General features: G+C 56.8%; 8 protein-coding genes. 1 reads left to right on the forward strand and 7 read right to left on the reverse strand.

The features are described from left to right. Positions 1-11 precede the first annotated feature (11 nt). On the forward strand, positions 12-1,289 hold the full coding sequence (locus AB7933_RS23450) for a cation:dicarboxylate symporter family transporter (RefSeq protein WP_024076589.1): 1,278 nt from the start codon (positions 12-14) through the stop codon (positions 1,287-1,289). Between the two features lie 290 nt (positions 1,290-1,579). On the opposite strand, the gene AB7933_RS23455 is transcribed toward AB7933_RS23450, so the two are convergent. The 7 genes from AB7933_RS23455 to AB7933_RS23485 form a co-directional block, all read right to left on the reverse strand. Further along, positions 1,580-2,038 (reverse strand): Hsp20 family protein, encoded by a 459-nt coding sequence (locus AB7933_RS23455; protein WP_024076590.1) that lies wholly within the window; start codon positions 2,036-2,038, stop codon positions 1,580-1,582. A gap of 1,953 nt (positions 2,039-3,991) precedes the next feature. Continuing rightward, on the reverse strand, positions 3,992-4,372 hold the full coding sequence (locus tag AB7933_RS23460) for a hypothetical protein (protein ID WP_143036972.1): 381 nt from the start codon (positions 4,370-4,372) through the stop codon (positions 3,992-3,994). A gap of 8 nt (positions 4,373-4,380) precedes the next feature. Continuing rightward, positions 4,381-4,794: a hypothetical protein gene (locus AB7933_RS23465; protein ID WP_143036971.1), complete on the reverse strand. Its 414-nt coding sequence runs from the start codon at positions 4,792-4,794 to the stop codon at positions 4,381-4,383. Between the two features lie 99 nt (positions 4,795-4,893). Then, positions 4,894-5,346 (reverse strand): hypothetical protein, encoded by a 453-nt coding sequence (locus tag AB7933_RS23470; protein ID WP_024076595.1) that lies wholly within the window; start codon positions 5,344-5,346, stop codon positions 4,894-4,896. A gap of 361 nt (positions 5,347-5,707) precedes the next feature. Further along, entirely contained in the window at positions 5,708-6,016 is a 309-nt protein-coding gene (locus AB7933_RS23475; protein ID WP_024076596.1) for a DUF3630 family protein, read from the reverse strand. Next, complete coding sequence (locus AB7933_RS23480) at positions 6,013-18,576, reverse strand: hemagglutinin repeat-containing protein (RefSeq protein ID WP_024076597.1); 12,564 nt, start codon at positions 18,574-18,576, stop codon at positions 6,013-6,015. Before AB7933_RS23480 ends, AB7933_RS23475 begins: the two co-directional genes overlap by 4 nt. Positions 18,577-18,609: 33 nt before the next feature. Then, positions 18,610-20,331, reverse strand: a complete 1,722-nt coding sequence (locus AB7933_RS23485; RefSeq protein ID WP_024076598.1) for a ShlB/FhaC/HecB family hemolysin secretion/activation protein — start codon at positions 20,329-20,331, stop codon at positions 18,610-18,612. Positions 20,332-20,474 lie beyond the last annotated feature (143 nt).

Raw genomic sequence — 20,474 nt, forward strand, 5'->3', positions numbered from 1 at the left:
GAGGCACTCCCATGCACACGCCCCGCATCGCGCTGGTCTGGCAAATCATGATCGGCTTGCTCGCCGGTATCGCCATTGGTGCCCTGCTGCACCGCTTTCCCGAATCCCGGCCGTGGCTGGTGGACAATGTCCTGCAACCGGCAGGCGATATCTTTATCAAGCTGATGAAAATGATCGTGGTGCCCATCGTGTTTTCCTGCATGGTGGTGGGCATTGCCGGGCACGGTGACGGCAAATCCCTGGGCCGTATCGGGGTCAAATCCCTGAGCTATTTTTTCTGCATCACCACCCTGGCGATCATCATCGGCCTGGTCATGGGCAACCTGCTCAAGCCCGGCGCTGGCACTGAACTGTCCAGCCTGCACGCGGCGAATATCACCCTGCCCACCAGCAACGGCGCGGGTCATAGCCTGGGGCAGATCATCGTCGGCATCATCCCCGACAACGTGGTCAACGCCATGGCCCAGGGCAGCCTGTTGTCGGTGCTGTTTTTTGCGGTGATGTTCGGCCTGGGCGTGGCGCGCTTGCCCGCCGAGCGCAAAGACCCGGTCATCGCGCTGTTGCGTGGCGTCAGCGACGCGATGTTCAAGGTCACCTCGATGATCATGGCCTACTCGCCCATCGGCGTGTTCGGCATGATCGCCGTGACGGTGGCCAACTTCGGTTTCAGCTCGTTGCTGCCGCTGGCCAAGCTGATCATGGTCAGCTATGTGGCCATCGCGTTCTTTGTGCTGGTGGTGCTCAACCTGGTGGCGCGCGTTTGCGGGATCAACCTGTTCGCGCTGATGCGCCATATCAAGGATGAACTGGTACTGGCCTTCTCCACCGCCAGTTCGGCGGCGGTGATGCCGCAATTGATGAAGAAACTCGAAACCTACGGCGTACCGCCTTCACTGGTGAGCTTTGTGGTACCGGTGGGTTACTCGTTCAACCTCGACGGCGCTTCACTGTTCCTCGGCATCGGTACCCTGTTCGTCGCGCAGTTGTACGGCATTGATTTGAGCCTGGGCGATCAGGCCTTGCTGGTGGTGACCATGGTGCTCACCTCCAAGGGGGCGGCCGGGGTACCGGGGTTCATGTTCGTGATTCTCTCGGCCACCCTGGCCAGTGCCGGTTTGCCGTTGGAAGGCATCGCGTTTATCGCCGGGGTATACCGCTTGATGGAGATGCCGACCACGGCGCTGAATGTGCTGGGCAATGCGTTGGCGCCGTTGGTGATTGCCAAGTGGGAGGGGCGTGAGGTGCGGGCTGGGCAGCAGCAGAAAGCGCAAAATGTGCAGATGGAATGAAGCGACTGCTGTGCTTCTGTGGTAAGCGGGCCTGTTGTGGCGAGCGGGCTTGCCCCGCGTTGGGCTGCGAAGCAGCGCCAATAAAGGCACTGAGATTTTCCGATTAGAACTCATAGGCTGATTTTGGGGCCGCTTCGCGTCCCAACGGGAGCAAGGTCCCTCGCCCCAGGTACAGGGTTCGCCCTTGACTGACTGGCATCGGGGCAAGTCCGCTCATACAAAAGCGCCACATTTTGACCTCGCCACATCGAATAAAAGCGCTCCGAAGAGCGCCTTTATTCATTCCAGCCTTACTGCTCGCTGATGGATTTCACCTCAGCCTTGGCAGCACCGCCAATCGCAATGCGCTTAGGCTTGGCTTCCTCGGGCACGATCCTGAGCAGATCGATGCTCAGCAAACCATTGGCGAGCTGTGCGCCCTGCACTTCAATATGGTCAACCAGCCGGAACGACAGGCGGAACGCGCGCTGGGCGATGCCTTGGTGCAGGTAAGTGATGCCCTCATCGTGTTCCCGCTTGCCGCCGGCGACGGTCAACACGCCTTTCTCCACCTGAATATCCAGGTCGTCCTCCACCAAGCCTGCCGCCGCGATCACGATCCGATAATGATCGTCACCGTGCTTTTCGACGTTGTGTGGCGGATAGGTGGTACCGGCCTCGCTGCGAAGCGCCGATTCGAACAGGTCGTTGAAACGGTCAAAGCCCACGGAATGACGGAACAGTGGGGCCAAGGAAAGAGTAGTAGCCATTGCAAAATCTCCTGAGTTTTCTCCAAGTGATTTGATACGCGACCCGCATTCGGCATCGCGTAATCCCTAGGTAGGTTCAGGCGGAAAAAATTCAAGCGTCACCCCAAAAAAATTTTTTGCGCGTTTTTTGGCTGCTGGCACGCCGGGTGTTCGTCAAATTCAAGGCGAAAAAAAGCCTGCATCTCTGCAGGCTTTTTCCTATCTGGCTTCACGACCTGGACTCGAACCAGGGACCGAGTGATTGACAGTCATTTGCTGGCTGTTAGGCGCGTCGGGGCCACGACGAAATGTGGCGCAGAGATAGGGTTGCTGCATAGCGTGGGTCGCATGAATGCGTCACGCCAGGAAAGTTAGTCGGGTTGGGTGGGCTTGTCAAAGCTGGAGAAGTCAATAAATTGTAGGAAAAGGCGACACTCTTAGTCAGAGACAGTTTAGTCCTCAATGATCGCCTTTCATCAATACGCTTATATAAAGTTGCTCCACTTATTGAGAAACGACACTCAACTCTAAATTTAGTAAAAATAAATTATGCGGCTTCGCTTATTAATACTTACTGGCATAATTTTCGCCTTTCCAAAACTTCTGTTACTTTGATTAACCAGCCAGCACCCCAGACAGCTGTTTAAGAATATTCCTTTCTATCCATCTTACCGCGCTGGGATTTACGGCCTCTACACGCCTTGAGCAAATACAGCACCCAAACCCTCACCGCCACTAGAACGGCATAGGCTAAAGCACCTTTAACCAAACCAAAAACATCAACTCCCCCTCCCAATTGCCACTCTTAAAATAATGTACAACAACGGCGAAAAACGCCCCTAAAAACCCTAAAAAAACAAATAATCCCACACAATAGAGTATTAGAAGCAAAAACAGTTTACCTTGGACTTTCGCCAGTCATTACTTGCCTCCCAATGCGTTAATTTGTCCATTCACCACCTTCGGCAGAAAAGATCCGGAGGTATTGCCGACAGTCTCAGCCGCCCCACCTATTATCGGTATCAATTGCCCCGCAACCAACTTTCCGCTTTTGAATCCCACCACACCACCGACAGCGGTTACCCAGAGTGGGTATGTTGCATCTTCTCTTTTAATATAACTCCTCACCGCTTAAGCTAGTGCCCAATGTAACCCCCAAGACTTCTGTCTTGGGTCGCTATTCCAACGCCCGTGCAACGGATAAATCGACATAATCCATAAGTTTTCCCGCCATCAGTTGATAGTTGAAATTCGCTCCACCGGAAATTTATCCCCCCACAGCCACGTCGGTAAGTCCAACAACGGGGCTTCAACGGCTACCAGCGGAACTCCAGCCATCATTGACAAAGCTTGTATCAATGCGTTTGCAGGCGTCCATCCGTCATAGCCAGCCCCACCTTTTTCCCCAAGCCTTGCTCATAGACACACCACACTAACGTCTAAAGATGATTGATTTCGCGAAGTCCGCATACTTATAAAACCAACTCAACGCAAACAAAATCGAGAATGGCATTCCCAACCATACAAATACCACATCAAACCCCACCTCAAACCCTGCGGAAATAAACAGGACCGGCAACAACGCCAACAAGCATCCTAGGGACAACATGACGACCAAAACACCCGCCCCCATTATCGCCGAGGAAATGAACTTACTTACCGTCACCCTTAGCCTCCTCGTAAAAGCCGTAGCCCTTATAGCCAACTCCGCCGACATATATACCTAGCGCAGTACCAAATGGCGTTTTCGTGCCTAACTGCATACGTTACCTACACACCAGTCTGGACGAACACTACCCGAAGTGCCGTAAGGAACTTCTTGTCCATTTTTATAACTGACTTGTGGGCGAGCTCCAGCACCAAGATCAGCGCCGACATCAATTTCAGATTTTTGGGGTGTGGGACGAACAGGTGTCCCAGTAGAGGCAAGATCATCTACCTTTCCAGCAGCGCCACCAGTTGCTTTTGCACCAACTAATCAACCATGTTTCTCAGAAAACTAATACCAAACTCATCACGAATCACATACAAGCTTTCGTACTGAAAAGAAAGAACAAATTTAAAATCCGTCTCTATCGACAGCTTCGTAAGGAAAGACTTAATATCCTCAGAACTCTCCAGCAAATATTTTATAGGACAATGAAACGCTCCACTCATACCTGCTTTCCAATCAACATCAACCCCTTCAGCAGCAACGTCCTCAGGAGTACTAAAGCAACGAAATACAAAATAAACACCTGAATATTTAAAGTTACCTGTTAGATAACCACTTTCAATTGCGTGCTCAGCCCCCATCACTGAGAGCACTGAAGCAATTTCTTCAAAGGAAACTCCAACTTCAATCTCAAGATTCATTGTAATTGTCACTTCGCAGCCCCTATCACCCTAAATTCCCCGCCCTTCATCAAATAAAGCTTTTTCAAACCTTCGACAGGATTCGAGCGCAGTGCACTTTCTATCTGATCAAAGGTCAATGGAGAGTCAGCCAAATTCACAACAATATTGCTAGCCTGAGTCTCAACTTTACCGGTTATTGTTTTCAGCACTGAAATTGGGCTATTGGTGATTGGCGAGAAAACATCAGCTAGTTCACCATTAATCCGCAAATCAGGGTTGGCTCCTTTTTTCCCAGAATTTGCCAACTGCTCAACATCATATCCAGCTTGAGCAAGCCCCTTCGAAGCTTCATTTTGACGCTCAATTGATCGAATCATGTCCGGACTTGCATTTTTTGGTGGCAGCTCAGGCTCTCCCTTCAAAGAACCTATCTTTGCCAATCCACTGGTTCCAGCCTCAGCGTCTGTTATAGCACTCGTCGCATTCAGATTACTCGCTGGCCCTCCTTTTGCACCAACATGCGACTAAAACCGATAGAGTTAACGCCTATCCTTTTCCGGCAACCAGCCCTCTTCAATTCTCTGGACCAATAGAGTGTCGTTCCATGTTCCACGTATAGGAAACTTCCGCTGCTCTTCTGTAATTTCGCCAACTTTCCATTCTTTCTCCCCGTTCCAAAACCACCAAGCATCGACACGCCCAGTTGAAGGGTCCACTACTCCAGCACGGAAAGTTGGGGTCTCCTTAGAGTGCGTTGGAACAGTACAACTATTAGCTTTTTGGATAATTCCTTGCTTCAGAGCTGCCGAGGCAGGAAAAAAAATCCAGAAATTTGTTTTTTCCTCTACCAAGACATCCAAATCTGGTTCGTCATGATACGTACCTGGCAAGACACGGATTAAAGAACCCATAGGAGGGATTTTTTTCACAAACTGGAAATATGCTTTTCCACTCGTAGTTGCGATGGCAAATACATCTCCAATTTTGATCATTATTTAAACCCTGGATATCCAATTGATTTCAAAAGAGCGGCACCTCTAGCGAGAGACTCCGCATAAATCGGATTAGCTGTGGAGATACTGTTGATCTTATTGATCAATGAGCCGCCATCTTTACCTAAGTCGTTGTATTCGATCAACACTTGCTCAACTGCCCTTGCATCACTGCGAGATATATTCTGAAGACCTGGTATTGCATCAATTTCAATGCCTTTCTGGGATAAGTGTGCCGCTGACCGCGCCTCAAGATTATCGGTAATACCAACATACTGTACAGTGCCGTCTTCAGCCGTCGAAGAATATACAGCGGTCTTACCTGGATCAGGTACTACATCTTTTGCGCCGAAGGACTAACCTAGCTTATCAAAATCTCTCTTAGCTCCTCGACAAATCGGTCCCCCCCTTCACTTTGCGACTCCAAACTAATCATCACGGGAAAGTCTTCGTAAACCAATCGCAGGGACTGACCTTTTATAATCACGCCCCAAACTCTAGTATCAACAGAATCATTTTTACTAATGATACTGCCAGAGAACAGCTTAATGAACTCCTCCGCATAGTTAGGGAAACCTTCCCAGCCCACATCAGAAATCAGCTCCGCATACAACCTTCCAGATTTCATACGGCCAAGAGCATAAACGTTATCATCAATAAATCTCTTCATTGAAAAAGGTCTCCACCGCCAGCCCGAGTAGAACTTTCAATTATCTGATCAAAAGTTTTACCTTTTTTAACTAGATCATCAAATGCGGGTCCAATCTTGTTGCCATATCGCTCCAAGTTTCTTGCATCAATGACATCAAGCATTTCCGGAGGTGTATACTCCCTGTACTTCATTTTCAGCTCGTTTCTTGCGCCATATGCATACTTTGCAACGTCTTCTGCGCTTGCACCGCTAGCACGCATCTTGTCCACAGCCCCTTGTAAGTCGTAAACATCTTTAACATAGTTTTGCCGGACAGGCGGGAGATACCCGAAGTCTCCGTCAGCTTTAGATATAGCGTTATCCCAAGCAGGAGTCCCTTTTGCACCTTCCGCCGCAGCACCACCAACAGCAGCCTTCAGCCCCACTATATTCAGAAGCGCTTGCGCAAACCAACCAATTCTCTCTCCAGTAGTCGCTTTGGCCTCTGTAACCGGGTTAGTGACACCAAATGCCATCGAAAGCTGGCATCCAATGCCAATTAGGCCCATCCCACCGCAGCCTTCACTGAAAGAATCATCAGCAAACTGCTTAAGCGACGCTTTCAGGTCGCTCGCCATTTTCTCCTGATTCGCTCGTCCTTCCAATGCCTGTTCGACGGTCGCCGGCTTCAGATACCACTCGTTACCGTCAGCGGTTTTCACAAATTGATCTGTAACTACACAGAACGAGGTATAGGACGTCTTGCACATGACGATGTCGCCAGGTTTGTGATCCAGCTTGGAGTCCCAGGTCGCATCACTTGCCAAGCTGATGGTTTCGTCTTTAAGTATGCTTTGGGCCTTCTTGAACAAAGCCTCAATATCAGCCTTCAGTTTTGTGCATTCATCTGACGAAACTCCCACGCACGACGAGTTGTACTCCTTTCGCATTATCTCCAGGGAGGCGTCTTCGATCGGGTTCAGATGGTTGTTCTCGACCGCGTTTTTAGCGGTCCCTGCAGCGGCAATCGCGTTGTTCAAGCCTCCAGCGGCCAGCCCACCCGCCAGTCCTCCAGCCAATGTTGATAGAGCCGATATCGTCTGCTTTTCCGACTCGGTTAATTGATCAACAGGTTTATTCGGATACAACTGTTTGGCGATGTATTCACCAATACCTGCTCCCGCAGCGCCCGCCAACGCCGAGTTACCTTGAGCTTTGGCTAGTACCGCTCCCCACACCGCATGTGCCATCAGGTTCGCGACGTCGTCGTCCCCGGTAGCCTTCTTGATTCTTTCAGCCACATAGGGCGCAGCGGCGCCAGCCAACGCACCACCAATGTTCCCACCCAGGATTCCCTGGACAACAGCGCTGACCGCCTGAGACGCTTTCTTGAAGCTGCTACCGACGCCATAGTTCTGACTGACCTGTTGATCGATCTGATCGGGAGTCGGATTGGCGGTGCCCTTCTCCAGTAGCTGCTGACGTGCCGCCTTCGACTCATCACTGTTCGGATCCTTGGCGGCCTTCATCTTGGCCGTGGCAATTGCATCCGAGATGCCATTGACCAACTCCACAGAGCTACGAATCAGCTCCATGCGCTCTTCAATCGCCTTTTTGTCAGGGCGATCCAGTTTTTCGTTGGCATTGGCGGTGTCACGGTTCAAGCCAACCAGGTCGTTAGCTCCTTCGGCGTTACGTACAATGATCGTGCCTTCGCTGACCGCACTTCGGGTCTTGCTACTGTCCGACTCATTGAGCGACATGCCGAACAGGCCGCCCAAGGAAGCCGCCGATCCACCCGCCCCTCCATAACTGGCGGAACCGCTGACGCTGGCAGACGAACTCTCGATGTCGCTCTTGTTCTTGATGTCGCTGGTTATCAATCGGTCGGTGCTGAGCAGGTTTTTGTCGGCCGTCGCATCACTGGCAATCACTGCCCCTTTAAGCGTGGTGTTGGCGCCGACAACAATGTTGTAACCACCATTGCCCGCAAACAGACCGCTCTGGTCCGTAACAGCCTGGTAGTTACTTTTCATGTTGCCGGCGGAAAGGCTGGCCGATGCCGTCACCGGAGCGCCATAACAGATCGGCGGAATGCAGATACTGGCGCCCACACCCGCACTGCCCTGCTTGTTCTTTTCGGTTTCGGAGTCCTGGCGCGAAGTGATATTCAGGTTGCCCTGGACTAGTGCATCAATCTTGTTGGCTCGCACCTGCGCGCCATCAAGGGTGGTGTCTTTGCCACTGTGCAACGTCAGTGCACCGCTATCCAGCGTGGTATTGACCTGAGTGACCGAACTACCATTACCCATGCCCTTGGCGATCTGAGCACCCAGGTCGATGGTAAAACCATTCTGCTGACCAATATTGAAGCTGGCGCCTATGGCCGTTCTGTTGTTGGAGTTCTTGTTTGCCCAGTCAGCGGTGTTCTGCGCACTTTCCAGAATGATGTCGTTCTTGGCGATCAGTGCAGTCTCGGCCGCCTTCAGGCTACTGCCGATGACATGGATATCACCTACCGTGCCCAGTGCCTTTCCCGTGGCTTCGATAGCAAGGGCCTGGCCTACGTTGAGCGAGCTCTGCTTGGCCGTCTGGCTTTCATATTCGCTAGTACTTTTACTGTGGGTCAGCGCTGTTTCAGTACCGATTTTTATTAATGAGCCATTGCTGGAACCGCCTTTGTTGTTGGCGTAGTCCTTGATGCCCTCGGAAACCGAATCACTCATACCGTTCAGGTTGTAAGCAGCCAGCGCGGCCTGCGCCAGCTTCACAGCCTTGAGTTTGGGGTCATCGGCGTTGTTCGCCGCCTTGATGGCGCCACGGATGGAGTTGAAGGTATCCACGACAGCGCCGCCAACCACTCGGCCCACTGCCAGGCTGCTGGACTTGTCGGTACTGCTCTGGCTGGCGCTTTCCATGCCAGCGGCAATGTTGACGTTGGCCCCCGTCAGGTTCATGTTTTTGGTACTGACCAGATCGCTGGCGATTACGCTCAGCTCACGCCCTGCAGTGAGCACAACATTGCCCTGGCTCGAACCGACGGTGCTGCCGGTCAATGTGGTCTGAGCGGACTGACCGGTATGGTTCTGGCTGCTGATGGACAGATGCTGATTGCCGGTGATGTCATCAATGCCCAGGTTGTTGGCCGTCAGCACACCGGTCAGGTCTCGATTTTTCTGCTTGTGCATTTCACTGTGAGTGAACGTGTTTTGCGCCGCATCAATCACCAGGTCACGACCGGCCTGCACCTTCAGGTCCTGGGTACTGACCAGTCCGGAGCCTCTCACCGTGACATCATGCAGAGCCGCCACATCCACGGTGTTACCCGAGATAATGCTGCCCCTTGCCATGGTCTGCGTCTCAGAAACCGCATCCTGAACCTTGCTCGACTTCAACCCACCCCAGCTGCTTTTGCTCTTGCTGCTTTCATGCCGAGCACTATTGGAATCGGTGACCGCAACAATCTGCACATCATGACCGGCGACTAGCTTGGCTGCGCCCTTGTCGGCGGCGACCTCACTGCCCTTGACGATGAGATCATTACCCGCAACCAGCGTGCTGTTCATCCCACTGGTGACCGAGCTGGCCATATTGGTGGTACTGGCGATCTCATCCAGTCGACTCTTTTTACCCGACGAGCTTTTCTTGACCTTACTGTAGAAGCTGTAGTCTTCATTGGCCGCCGCTTGCAACGTCAGGTTGGCGCCCGCACTCAGGTAGGCCTCATTCCCTGCACTGACCTTGCTGGCTATCAACCCCAAGTCCTTGCCAGCTGCCAGCACCACATTGCCACCCGCCGAAACACTGGTCGCGACTTGCTGGGTGTGATCCTCCTGACTCGTCACCTTCTTGGTCTTACCATACGAATGCTGCTCATCCGCCGCCGAAGCCAGGGTCAGATCACCCACCGCACTCATGCTCACATCGCGCGTGGCAGCAAGCCGACTGGCAATCGCGGTGACATCGCGGCCAGCGCTGACTTTCAAGTCCTGCCCGGCATCGACGGTCGAGCCGTATTGGGTAATGCCCTGACTCGTATACAAACCACGCACGCCGCTGGTGACTTGTTCAGCAGAGACAAGGTTGACGTCACGTCCGGCACTGATCGTGGTGTCCTTGCCGCTTTTGAGCACGCCACCGGCGTTGTTGACGTCTCGCCCGGCGTTGACGGTCAGGCTGTTGGCGGCTTCGATGCGGGCGGCGTTATCGACGAAGTCAGTGCGTTCGGTTCGGTAGCTGCTGCCGCTTTCGTGGGTGGTGACCGTACGTTCGTTGATCACGTCGCGGCCGGCCGTCAGTGAGACGTCGCGGCCGGCGATGACACCGCCTGCCTTGTTGATCAGGTTGTTGCCGGCCAGCAGATCGAGACGATTGCCCGCTTCGACCAGACCGCTGTTCACCAGGTCGTTGCCAGCCGTCGCCGACAGGTTGTTGGAAGCTTTCAACGTGCCGGCGTTGCTCAGGTCCTTACCAGCGATCAGGGTTACGTCGCTGCCTTGGATAAGGGCGCCGTTGGCGGCCAGGCGATTGTTGGCGTTGGCCAGGTACAACACCGGCACCAGCACTTGCTCGCCGTTCACCTCGGCGTTTTCCATCCAGACAATGTCGTGGGTCAGTGCCGCGACCTGTTCGGAGGTCAGGGAGACGCCCAATTGCAGGTTCAATTCCTGTTTGCTGGCGACGGCGTTGTTCATCAGGTACTTGAACATGCCCTCGTCGGAGGTCTGGCCATCGATGAAGCGTTGGCCGGTTCGGGCGACTACGGCTTGCTGAATCAAGTTCTGTTCGTAGAAACCGTCACCCAGGCGCTTGGCGCTTTGGTCCGGGTTGTAACCGAGGTTGGACAACAGGTAGTCCGAGCTCATGAACTGCTTGAGGTCGGTGAGTACCGGGTTGGTTTCGATCAGGTATTTATGGGGGGTGGACTGACCGCTGCTGGCGGGCAAGCCCTGGACACGATTAATGGTAAATGCCGTGGACCGGCCTGGCAGTGCAGAACCCTCAGCGCTGGCAGCCGGTGGGCTGACGTTAATCGCGCTGGCTCCCACGTTGACGTTTGACGCCTGATGACCTGCCGCAGTCAAATCTACGCCGCTGGCCGAAGCCTGAGCGTCGTTGCCCAGTTGAATGTTCGGGGGCTGGACGCTGGGCAGCACTTGCTGACGCTGGGTCGGGTTGACGCTGGCGCTGCCCATGGTCCAGCTTTGCGGGCCACTGGCCACTGGAGTACTGCTGCCTTGACCACTCAGGCGGAACAAACCGTTCTGCCCGGTGGGCAGTGCGAAACCCGGTAAGGTCAGTGGATTCACCTGCTGCTGGGCGAGGTTCGGTGGCAGCTGTTGATTGACTGTAACTCGCGTCGAAAACGCCCCCGCGCCGCTGGCGCCGGCACTGCCAGTGGTGGTTTTCGCACCCGCACCTACATAGGTGAAACCGGGCCGCGCCACACGGTTGTCGATACCGTCCTGGGCCTTTATGTTCACCGCGCCTGCCGCCTGAATCACGGCAGCGTAGGTCTGGTCACCCGTACTGATCTTGGTGACCCGGCGCAACACCGTGCGCTCTTGCTCGGTCATGCCGATAAACGAGGACATGGCGCCAACCAGGCCGCTCAGGTCTTTGGGGTTGTAGCCCGCGCCGCCAATGGCATAGCGGTTGTTGAACGCCGCCGCAGCGTCGTACCACATACCGGCATTGCGGGTGCGCTCGGACACGAACAGCCGCCAGGTTTCGGTTTCGCCGGTTTCAACGCCGCTGTTGGTCAGGTTGTTGGCGGTAATGTTGAGGTTGCCGGCAGCACCGATGGTGCTGCTTGCATTGAGTACATCACCGCCTGCGATATTGAGGTTTTTCCCAGCGGTGATGCTGGAACCGGCGCTGGCAGCGGTCACCTCGAGTTTTTCGCGTTGGTCGATCTGCCACAGGTGGTTTTGCTTGCCGCTGCAGTCACCCGCATAGTTCGGGCTTTCTATGCACGGATACTCCGTGATGGAGGCGGTGTAAATGCCACCGGCACTGGTGGTCAGCACGGCACGCACGTTCTGAAGCGTGCTGGCGGCCAAGCTCAGGTTGCCATCGCTCTGGATGCTCGACGAGCTGTTGATCACGCTGGTTGCCAGACCGCCCTGCCCGTCGCGGTCGATGCTCAGGTTGCCCAGGCTGTAGATATCGGCGTAGCTGTTGTTCAGTGTGTCGAGGCGCAGGCTCATGTCGGCGCCGCTGAAGATCAGGCCGTGGTCGTTGACCAGCGCGCCAGTGGTCACGGTCAGCCCTTGACCGCTGCCCAGCGTGCCCTGGTTGTTGATGCCCCCGGCGTTGACGATCAGGTTGGTCGCCGAGGTCAGGCGACCGACGTTGTTCAGCTGGCCGCCGACTGACACCGTAGTGTCTCCGCCGCCGGCGATGCTCGAAGGGGCGTTCAAGCTCACTTGCCCGGCACTCAGCCCGAGTGTCCCAAGGCTACTGAGCCGGCCATTGCCTGCGTATGTGCCACCGAGGTTCAGGTTCAGCGCACCGTCACTGGCGATCAGGCCATCGTTGGTCCAATTGCCGCCGCTACCGACGAGGCTGGTGGACGCCAACAGCTGGCCACTGGCGGTCTGGGTGAAGTTATTGACGTTGACGTTCAGGCGCGCGGCCTGGATGACGTTGCTGTTGCTCCAGCTGTCGGCGTTAAGCGTCAGGCCGCCGCGAGTGACGATCGAGCCGCCGGCGCCCGTGACGTTGGCGGTAGAGATGTCGAACGTGCCGTCGCCCACATGCAGCAAGCTGCCGCCATCATTGAGAAAGCTTCCTGCCGCCAGGCTCAGGTTGGTGTTGGCGCTTTCCAGGGTGCCATTGCGGTTGTCAAACAGCCCGCCAATCTGGAAGTCGGTATTACCGCTGCCGCCCAGAACACGCAGTTGGCCGGTCTGGTTATCGAGGCTCGCGGCCTTGATTGCCAGGGTGCTGTCGCTTTCGATGATGCCCAGCCGGTTGTTCAGTGCGCCACTGAGGTTGAGGTCGATCTGCTGACCGGCAATCTGGCCATCGTTGTCGCCGCTGTTGTCAAAATCGTTGCCGGTGACGTTGATCTTGCCTTTGGCGTACAGGCCACCGTTACGGTTGTCGAAGTTGCCGGTGGTGATGATCGCGTCACCGCTTTGCGCCGACACTCGCCCGCCGTAGTTATCGATGCCACCCAAGGCGGTCAGGTTCAAGCGCTGTGCCTGGGTCACGCCACCCTGACGGTTATTGTTCAGGTCATAGCCATTTTTCAGCACGCCGGTGAGCTGAGCAGTGAAGGCCGATTGCAGGCTGGAGAGCACGCCGCCGCGGTTATCGACATTGCCGGCGGAGACGCTCAGGTCGCCGGTCTTGGCGATGATCCGGCCACTCTGGTTATTGATATCCGCGCCTGTGGTAAGGGTCAGCGCCCCCTGACTTTGCAGCGTGCCTTTGCCATTGCTGAGGCTGCCGGCCTGGACTTGCAGGTCACCGCCCTGGCTGTAGATCAGGCCGTCGGCGTCGTTCTGCACCACGCCCGGTGTAGTGATCGTCAGCAGATCGTTAGCCGCAACGGTGCCCCGATTACGGTTGTCCAGGCCGCCAGTGAGCAGCGTCATCAAGCCTTGGCTGGCGAGCTGGCCGCCCTGGTTATCGATTTGCGTGGAGCGCTGAACCAGCAGCGGGCCGACGCTGGCCAGTTTGCCATTGGTGTTGGTCAGCACGCCGAGCAAGTCGAGGGTCACTGCCGCGTTGCCGACCAGATTGCCACCGGTGTTATCCAGCGCGGTGCCGGTGAAGCTAAGGCCCTGCTGGGCGTTGACGGTACCGCCGGCATTCCCCAGCATCATCGCCTGAATCACCAACGCCGCATCGCTGTCGATCAAACCGCCTTGGGCGTTTGTCAGCAGACCGCTGAGGGTCAGGGTCTGGGCGCCGCCACTGGAGATCACACCACCGTTGCTGTTATCCAGGTCCACGGCGTTGAGACTGAGGTTTTTGCGGCTGACGATTGCGCCTTCGCCGCTATTGAGTACCGCACCGCTGACCGCAACGGAAACATCGCCATCGCGGCTCGACAGCGTACCTTTGTTGCGGTTATCCAGGTGGTTGCTGGTCAGGCTCAGGCCCTGCCAGCCGGACAGCAAGCCACCGAGGTTTTCCACGGCGTCGGCATTCACTGTCAGCACGTTGCTGCTGATCAGCTTCCCACCCGTGTTGTCGAGTGCCCGCGTGCTGAGGTCGAGGCTTTGCGTGCTGGAGATTTCGCCGTTGCGGTTACTCAGGTCGCGTAAGTGCTGAATGCTCAACACGCCGGCGGTGGTGATCAGGCCGCCGCTGTTGTCCAGGTCTGCTGTGGCCGCACCAAAATCGATGGCAATTGCGCTGCCCAACAGTGAACCGCTCTGGTTATTGATACCGCGGCTGTTAATGGTCAGGCCGTTGGTGGCGTTGATCAGGCCCTTATTCTGGTTATTCAGAAGGCCGTCGAGGTTCACGTCCAGATTGGCACGACTGGTCAGCGTGCCGCCGCTGTTGTCCAGGCTGCCGGCCTTGACGTCGAGTGTGGCGGCAGCTATCAGCCCTTTGAGGTTGGCCAGCGCCTGATCGACGCGCAGGGTCAGGGCCTGATTGCTCAGCAACTTGCCATTGCTGTTGTTCAGGCTGCGAGCCGTCACGTTGAACGCTTGGACACTGGAGATTTCACCGCCATCGTTGTTGATGTCGGTGAGATTCTTGAGCATCAGCAACGGCGCGCTGATCAACCCGTTCTGGTTATTCAGTTGACCCCGGTTCACGTCCAGCGTCAGGGCGGTGTTGCTGAACAGTTGACCGCCCTGTTGATCCAGGCCAGTGACGTTTGCGGTCAGGGCGCCGGAACTGGCAATTCGACCGCTGTCCTGGTTGGTCAGTTGGGTAGCCGTCAGGTCCAGCGTGTCGCCACTGTTCAGCCGCCCGTTGTGGCTGTTATCCAGCACACCGGTGTTCACGCGCACCGCACCTTTGCTGCTGATGCTGCCTTTGTTGCTGTTATCGAGGCTGGCACTGTTGAGCACGAGGCCGGCATCGGTAACGATCACACCGCCTTGGTTCAGCACGACGCCTGTGGTGGTCAGCGTCAGCGGTCCTGCCGCAGACAGGCTGCCGAGGGTATTGCTCAGGCTGGCTGCGGTCACGTCCAACCGGCCTTCAGCACTCAACAGGCCTTGGCTGTTGGTCAGATCGCCGGAGAGTCCGGCCTTGAGGTTTTTCTGGCTCAACAGCGAGCCGCCGCTGTTGTCGAGATCCTGCCCGATCAACGTCAGGTCAGTCTTGCCCGACAAAAGGCCTTTGGCGCGGTTGATGACATGATCGACTGTCAGCGCCAGCGCGCCCTGCGCAACTACCTGACCGCCATCGCTGTTGTCCAGGCTGTCAGCGCTGATCTGCATATCCCCGTCTGCAATCAGGGTGCCGCCCTGGTTGACGACCTGACCGCCTACCGTTACCCCGAGGGTGCCGCGGCTGCTGATCAGACCACCCGTGTTGTCCAGACGGGCGCTCTGCAGGTCCAGGGTCTGGGCGGAAATCAGGCCCTTGACGCTGGTCAGCCATTGTTCGAGGCGCAGGGTCAGGCCCTGATTGCTGATCAACTTGCCGTTGCCGTTATCGAGGTTACGAGCGTCCAGCGCGAATGCCTGGGCACTGGAGATTTCACCGCCCTGATTGTTGATGTCCTTGAGGTTTTTCAGCATCAGCAACGGCGCGTTGATCAAGCCGTTCTGGTTGTTCAACTGCCCCTGATTCAGGTCCAGGCTCAGGGAGGTTTTGCTGAACAGTTGACCGCCCTGCTGATCAAAACCGGTGACGCTGGCGGTCAACGCCTTGTCGCTGGCAATCCGGCTAGCAACACCGTTGCTCACCTGAGTGGCGCTCAGGTCAAGGGTGTCGCCGCTGATCAATTGCCCGGCCTGGGTATTGTCGAACACACCGGTTGTCACAACCGTCGCATTCTTACCGCTGATCTGGCCTTTTCGGCTGTTGTCGAGGATGGCGCTATTGAGGGTCAGGGTGCCGTCGGTACTGATCGAGCCGCCCTGATTTTTCAACACGCCCTTGGTGGTCAGCGCCAGCGCGCCGGCACTCGACAAGTTACCACCAGTGCTGTCGAGACTGCCTGCATTGACCGCCAGGGTTCCTTCACTGCTGATCAGACCGGCGACGTTGCTCAGGGCATTATCGAGGCGAATATCCAGACCTTGCTGAGTGACAAGGTTGCCACCGCTGTTGTCCAGGCTCTGTCCGAAAACCGTGGTCGCGCCCTTGCTGAACAGTTGGCCTTTGGTCTGGTTGATGATCTGTGCCACGCGCAGGGCCAGATCGGTACCGGCGAGGATCTTGCCGTTATCACTGTTGTTCAGTTGCGAGCCTTGCAGGCTGACATCGACGGCGCTGGAGATTTCCCCGCCACGGTTGTCCACTGCATCGACGTTGAGTTGCAGCGCTTTTGTGGCGCCTACCAGACCACCGCCACGGTTATCCAGTACCTTGCCGTTCAGGGTCAACGCGCCCTGAGCGACCAGTTCGCCCCCCTGGTTGGCGAACTGCGCAACATTGGCGATCAGATTGGTTTGGCTGGCAATGCGACCGCCGCCGTTATCGGTACTGGCGGCGTCCAGACGCATCGGCCCGACTGCGCTCAACAAGCCACCGCGGTTGTCCAGTTGAGTGCCCGTGAAATTGATCGCCGCCTGACTGTTGAGCAGCCCTTTTTGGCGGTTATCGAGTTGCCCGACATTCAGTTGCAGGTCATTGGTGGCACGTACGTTACCGGTGCGGTTGTCCAGCGAGTCGCTGCGCAGCGTCAGTCGGTCCTTGCCGGACAGGCTGCCATTACGGTTATCGAGGCTGCCAGTCTGCAGGTCGACCGCGCCTTTGGCGCTGAGGTCACCGTTCTGGTTATCGAACAGGCCCGCAATGCGGGCGGTCAAGCCGCCATCGCTGACAAGGCTGCCGTTATGGCTGTTGTCCAGGCTGGCGGCAGTGATGCTCACACGCTGACCGGACCCCAACACCCCGTTCTGGTTGTTCAGGGCGCCGATCAAGCCGATATTCAGCGCAACGTCACCGGTCACCTGACCATCGCTGTTATCCAGCGAGGAGGCATTCACCGTGGTGTTCCCGGCGCTGGAAAGCTCGCCGTTGTGGTTGTTCAAGTGCCCGACATTGGCCGTCAAGTCACCGCTGCTGGTGATCACGCCCAGGGTATTGAACACCTCATCGGCCGTAACCTTCAGCGCGCTGACACTCAGCACACGCCCGTTGTTCTGATTGTCCAGAGTCTTGGCATTGAGGGTGGTGGTTTGTCCGCTGAGCGTGCCACCCTGGTTGGTCAGGGTCTGCGTTGCGTTAACAACCAGGTCACGACTGGCGATGATGTTCTTGCCAGTGTTGTTGACGCTCTGTGCACTGATGCTGACATCGCCCGTGGCATTACGGGTGTTATCGGCATTGACCCCGCTTTCGATGATGCCGTTATTGCGCAACTGGCCGCCGCTGGTGAGCGTGATGCGGTCCTTGGCGACAAGGTTGTTCTGACTGGTCAGGTCACCTTGGGTTTTCACGTCCAGGGTAGTGCCGGCGTAGACCGGCCCCTTGGCTTGCAGGTTGTCGGCCTTGATGTTGACCGCGCCGGCCGCCGCCGTATCAACCAGGCTAAGGTTGCCGCTGGCATCCAATTGCATATCGCCGCTGCTGGCGACCATCTTGCCGTCGAGTTTCACCCCGACACCGGCTTCACTGCTGACCAGCTTGATCGCACCGGCATACATGCCGCCCAGGGCCGAGGAGTCGATGGCCAGTTGCGGTTTGCTCGCCGGATCGGCGGCGCGGGCAGTCGCCTTGAGGGTTTTCGCGTCGACGTCATTGGCACCGGCAATGATCGTCAGGTTCTTGGCCTGGATCTCAGCGTTGATCTTGGCCGAGCGGGTGATGATTTCGAACTGGTCGACGTTGCTGGCATTCAGGCCGGCACCTTCAATGGCGACGCTGCCCTGGTCGACTTGGTAGCGAGTGATCTGGCCGTTTTCGATGACGGCCTTGCCGGTGGTCAGCGTGGCCTGTGGGGTGTTGATGAAGCCACAGCCGTCGCAGGTGACACCGTACGGGTTGGCAACGATCACGTGGGCCGATTGCCCCGCCACTTCCGTGTAGCCACGCAACTGGCTGGGGCTGCCGCCGTTGACCTCGTTGAGGATCACGCTGGCTGCTGTGCCGTTGAGGTTCTGGTTGCCGAGGATGATCCCGCCCAACTGGGTCGACTGGGTCCGACCGGTCGCGTTGTTGAGGATCACGCCCTGCTGGCCGACGTTGTAATCCTGGAATTGGTTATGCGACAGCCCGTTGCCATTGGGCGCCGCGATATTGACGATAGGCACGCCATTGCCCGCCTGACCGAGCGTCGTCCCCGGCGCGCTGACCACAATCCCGTCCGCCTGGGCCAGCAACGGTTGCCAGAACATCGCGTTGGCCAGCACCAACGCCAAGCCACGCTTGGGCAACCCCAGGAAGTTGGAACGACTTTTCAAGGCCGCAGAAGGTTGGCGCGCGAGGAAGGCGAACTGGCGAACGTCCATGTGTTTTCTCGATGCCCGAGGGGCAGTAAAAATTTAAAGAAAGAAATCCAGGCGGAAATAGATCGGCGCTTCACGTTCAGTGATCGGCCCCGGGCGTTCCAAAGAGTGTGCAAAGGTCACCGTGGCGGCGACGTTCTGGCCGCGCGCGAACAAGTCCACGGAGTTGCTGGTCATGCGCCCGTGCTGTTCGGCGTTGTAGCGGCCATGGCTGATCACGCCCTGGTCGTAGCCGAGGCTGGTGCCGTATTCGCTGAACACCGGCTGCATCCAGGCCCAGGTCACCGGGCGGCTCCAGCGCAGGTCGTTGCGCCAGTAGCCGCCGCTGTCGCCGGACAGGCTTTGATCCTTGTAGCCACGAATCGACGACTGCCCGCCCAGGCTCATGCGTTGCGGGCTGAACAGCACGTCTTCGCTGCGCTGGCCGGTCATCAGGCTGCTGAAACTGAACGACTCGCCCCACAGCTTGAACGGGTACAGGTAGCTCAGGGTCGCGGTGTATTTGCGATAGCGCGCATCGGCCTGGCCGGGGCGTGGGTTGTGGTTGGCCTGGGCGTCGAAGGCGCCGATGCCGTCCTGCATGCCCAGGTCGATGTTGAGGAACGAACCACCAATGCGTCGACCGTGGTTGATGCCAAACTGGGCTTCGCTGAGGCGGTTGCTGCTCAGGGCGAGTTTGCTGTCTTCGATGAAATTGTTGGTGCGCAGGTAGGCCACACCGGTGCTCAGGGAGGTTTTGCTCAGGGCGTCGCGGTGGATCACCCGCTCCAGGCGCAGTTGGTGGTTTTGGCTGTCGCCCGATTGCTTGAAGTTGAAGCCGCTGGCCTGGGCCAGCGAGCGGTATTCGCTTTCGCTGTAGGTGTAATTGAGGTTCCACCAGCCGAACGGCAGGCTGTAGTTGAGCATCGAGTTGCGCGAGGTTTTCTGGTGATCGCTGATCGCATCGTGGCCGCCGCGCAGCGAGAGCTGGTCGGCCAGGCCCAGCGGATTGTCCCAATCGAGGCTGGCACCCCACTGCTGTTCACCGGTGCTGCGTTGGCCGCCATTGTGGCGTGACAGGCCGACGCGCCAGGGTTTCTGCGGGGTGTTTTTGACCAGCACTTCGCTGCCGCCCACTTCCTTGCCGGGGGCCAATTCCATCTGCGTCTGGTTCGATGGCAGGCGGTTCAGTTGGTCGACCATCTGCTCGATCTCGCGCAGGTTGAGCAGAGCGCCTGGTTTGCCTGGGAAGCTCATAAACAGCTGGCGATCAGTGATACCGCTGCCCTCGGCGCCCTTCATGCCTTCCAGGCGCCCTTCCACCACCTGCACTTTGAGATTGCCGCTGGAGAGGTTCTGTTGCGGCAGGTAGGCACGACTGGTGACCAGACCTTTGGCCAGGTAGTAGTCGGTGATGACCTTGAGCAGATCATTGAGCTGCGGTACGCCGAGGCACTGGCCGATATAGGGCTTGAGCAGGCGATCACGCTCGCCTTCGGACAGCGCGTCGGCGCCGATGAGTTCGATGGTGTTGATGGCGAAGCAGCGGGTGTCCGCCGGTGCCGTCGGTTTGGCAGGCGCGGCGGCTTTGCCGGGCAGGTCCTTGAGTTCTTCGAGGCGGCGCTGTTGCTCTTCGAGCAGGCGATCCTGACGATCACGGATCAGATCAGTGACGCCCGGCGTATCCTGCGGGGTCGCGCCTTGAGCCGTCCCGGCGAAACCCAGGCAAAAAAAAGCGGACAGCAGACTGAGCCTGGTCCGGGGTACCGAACGCCACATTGCTAGATCCCTCTACATGGCACTATGCCATCAATTTGCGGCGATCTTATGGTGGCGTTTTATTGGCGTCAATTAAATGTATAACTTTGTTCAGCTGTGACACATGATCAGTTTCAGCCTGAAAAATTAAGCTGTTTAACATC

This window comes from Pseudomonas gorinensis (assembly GCF_042015035.1).
GTDB lineage: Bacteria > Pseudomonadota > Gammaproteobacteria > Pseudomonadales > Pseudomonadaceae > Aquipseudomonas > Aquipseudomonas gorinensis.

Bases quoted from the DNA above. Each gene is read 5' to 3' on its own strand.
- AB7933_RS23450 (WP_024076589.1), top strand. From the start codon at position 12: ATGCACACGCCCCGCATCGCGCTGGTCTGGCAAATCATGATCGGCTTG.
- AB7933_RS23455 (WP_024076590.1), bottom strand. From the start codon at position 2,038: ATGGCTACTACTCTTTCCTTGGCCCCACTGTTCCGTCATTCCGTGGGC.
- AB7933_RS23460 (WP_143036972.1), bottom strand. From the start codon at position 4,372: ATGAATCTTGAGATTGAAGTTGGAGTTTCCTTTGAAGAAATTGCTTCA.
- AB7933_RS23470 (WP_024076595.1), bottom strand. From the start codon at position 5,346: ATGATCAAAATTGGAGATGTATTTGCCATCGCAACTACGAGTGGAAAA.
- AB7933_RS23475 (WP_024076596.1), bottom strand. From the start codon at position 6,016: ATGAAGAGATTTATTGATGATAACGTTTATGCTCTTGGCCGTATGAAA.
- AB7933_RS23480 (WP_024076597.1), bottom strand. From the start codon at position 18,576: ATGGACGTTCGCCAGTTCGCCTTCCTCGCGCGCCAACCTTCTGCGGCC.
- AB7933_RS23485 (WP_024076598.1), bottom strand. From the start codon at position 20,331: ATGTGGCGTTCGGTACCCCGGACCAGGCTCAGTCTGCTGTCCGCTTTT.